We start from the raw sequence: 2,053 nt of genomic DNA, 5'->3' as shown, positions 1-2,053 counted from the left end.
AGCTGCCGCCTGGAACAAGCCCTGGTGAAACACAAGCAGGAGCCCAATCTCGCCCTGCTCCCGGCCGGCAATCCACGCATGCTCGAGTGGCTGACCCCCAAAGACATGAAATCGATCGTGGCGATGCTCGAGCAAAGCTTCGATTACGTGCTGATCGACTGTCCGGCAGGGATTGAGGATGGCTTTAAAAACGCCGCCGCTGCGGCACGAGAAGCCTTGGTGATCACGACACCTGAAGTGGCTGCGGTGCGGGATGCGGATCGTGTGATCGGACTGTTGAACACCCAGGGCGTTGCACCTGTTCAGCTGATCCTCAACAGAGTCCGGCCCAAGATGATGAGCAATCAGGAGATGCTCTCCGTCGATGACGTCACCGACATCCTTGCCCTTCCCCTGCTGGGCCTCGTTTTCGAGGATGAGCAAGTGATCGTCAGCACGAACCGAGGAGAACCCCTCACCCTCGGCAACGATCAGTCCCCTGCAGCCCTGGCCTACAACAACATCGCCGGCCGTCTCCAAGGTGACGCCATCCCTCTGATGGATCCAGCCAAAGTCCGCCGTGGACTCCGCGCAAAGGTGCGCCAGCTGATGCAAACCAAGATTTTCTGAACGAATGACACTCAAGGAGTTCATCGACAAACTGCTGCGACGGGAACCTTCCAGTGCAGGAACAGCCAAGGAACGGCTTCAGCTTGTTCTCGCCCATGACCGCAGTGATCTCAATCCCGAATTGCTGGAACAGATGAGGCGCGAAATTCTCGAGGTCGTGGCTCGATACGTCGAAATCGATTTAGAGGAGGGAGATGTCACTTTGGAAACGGAAGACCGCGTGACGGCCTTGGTCGCCAATCTTCCGATTCGCCGTGCACTCGAGAAATCTGGATCCGGGGGAACTCTCTGAGCAGCCACCCTGCTGACAGATGACCGCCCTCAACACCCTGACCTCCGCCGAACAGCGGGTGGGCAACTTGCTGAGCCAAGGCCTGAGCAACAAAGCCATTGCTCAGCATCTGGTGCTCAGCATTCGCACCGTCGAGTGTCACATCAGCAAGGCGCTCGCGAAAACCGGCTGCACCAGCAGGCTCCAACTCGCTGTCCTTTTGCTCACCGACGCCCAACAGGCAACCGAGCCCTAAGGGCGACCACGTAAAATGAAAAGGTGCCGGCTTAGCTCAGTGGTAGAGCAGCGCTTTTGTAAAGCGAAGGCCATCGGTTCAAATCCGTTAGCCGGCTTCCAATGTTCAGTTAGAGCGACGGTCTTGTCCTGACAAGAGCCACACCAGAATCGCCAGGCCAAACCAGGGAAGCCATCGCATCTGGAGCAGCACGGTTAAACCCTGTTCAAGCGGCCAAAACAACCAGTGAAAGAGGCCCATGCAAACCATGCATAGGGCGATCAGCAGCAACACGTCGTCAGCCCACTCCTGGAGGAATCACAGCACCAGCTCTGAGAATCCGCCACTGACCTGGGCCATGCCACTTCAGAACTGTGCTGGCCAGGCCGGATGGTCTGGGCCAGGGCGAGGGTCCCAACAGGGGGATTGTCGGAAAAATCCGAGCCACCTCCTCAGCACTCTGTGTGGATGGCTCACCGGACAAGTTGGCACTGCTGGTGGCTAGGGGGCCGCTTGCAGCAAGCAGCTCGAGCGTCATCGCGCAATGGGGAATGCGAAGCCCCACCGTTGACCCACCAGGGTTCAAGTAACGCAGCATCCCAGACGCAAGGGCAGGAAGCACCAAGGTGATTGCACCCGGCCAATGGTTGATGGCCAACTGCTGAGCGTCCTGCCGACAAACTGACTGGGCTTCCGCCAACAGCTCCGCAGCAGTGGCTGCCATCAAGATCAGAGGTTTGTCCGCCGGGCGCCGCTTCAGCGACCAGATCTTGTCGGCCTGCTCGGGCCGACAGGCCAAACCGGGCAAGGTGTCTGTTGGGATGGCCGCAACCTGCCCATCGCGGAGCTGAGCCGCCAATGCGTTGGCGTCCGTGAACCGTGGCATGGCGTCGGTCATGGTGCTGGGGATGCCTTGTTCTGGGCCACTGCAAAGCGAG

Annotated in this window: 4 protein-coding genes and 1 tRNA gene; 4 read left to right on the top strand and 1 reads right to left on the bottom strand. The window is 59.1% G+C overall.

The genetic code is table 11. The features are described 5' to 3' along the window. From minD to ACGVJ8_RS00780, 4 genes are all read left to right on the top strand, one after another. Positions 1-609, top strand: a 609-nt coding sequence (minD, locus tag ACGVJ8_RS00795) for a septum site-determining protein MinD (protein WP_392345040.1), incomplete at its 5' end; no start/stop codon positions are given. Between the two features lie 4 nt (positions 610-613). Then, positions 614-901 carry a cell division topological specificity factor MinE gene (gene minE / locus ACGVJ8_RS00790; protein WP_392345039.1) on the top strand — a complete coding sequence of 96 codons (288 nt, stop codon included), beginning with the start codon at positions 614-616 and terminating at the stop codon, positions 899-901. Between the two features lie 19 nt (positions 902-920). Continuing rightward, positions 921-1,136: a response regulator transcription factor gene (locus ACGVJ8_RS00785; RefSeq protein ID WP_392345038.1), complete on the top strand. Its 216-nt coding sequence runs from the start codon at positions 921-923 to the stop codon at positions 1,134-1,136. A 25-nt stretch (positions 1,137-1,161) separates the two neighbouring features. Continuing rightward, positions 1,162-1,233, top strand: a tRNA-Thr gene (locus ACGVJ8_RS00780). A 180-nt stretch (positions 1,234-1,413) separates the two neighbouring features. Here the strand turns inward: ACGVJ8_RS00780 and ACGVJ8_RS00775 are convergent. Beyond that, positions 1,414-2,001: an L-threonylcarbamoyladenylate synthase gene (locus tag ACGVJ8_RS00775; protein WP_392345041.1), complete on the bottom strand. Its 588-nt coding sequence runs from the start codon at positions 1,999-2,001 to the stop codon at positions 1,414-1,416. Positions 2,002-2,053: the final 52 nt, after the last annotated feature.

The sequence above is a fragment of the Parasynechococcus sp. genome, assembly GCF_042954245.1.
Classification (GTDB): Bacteria; Cyanobacteriota; Cyanobacteriia; order PCC-6307; family Cyanobiaceae; genus Parasynechococcus.
This window is presented reverse-complemented; position numbering and strand designations above follow the sequence as displayed.

Bases quoted from the DNA above. Each gene is read 5' to 3' on its own strand.
- minE (WP_392345039.1), top strand. From the start codon at position 614: ATGACACTCAAGGAGTTCATCGACAAACTGCTGCGACGGGAACCTTCC.
- ACGVJ8_RS00785 (WP_392345038.1), top strand. From the start codon at position 921: ATGACCGCCCTCAACACCCTGACCTCCGCCGAACAGCGGGTGGGCAAC.
- ACGVJ8_RS00775 (WP_392345041.1), bottom strand. From the start codon at position 2,001: ATGCCACGGTTCACGGACGCCAACGCATTGGCGGCTCAGCTCCGCGAT.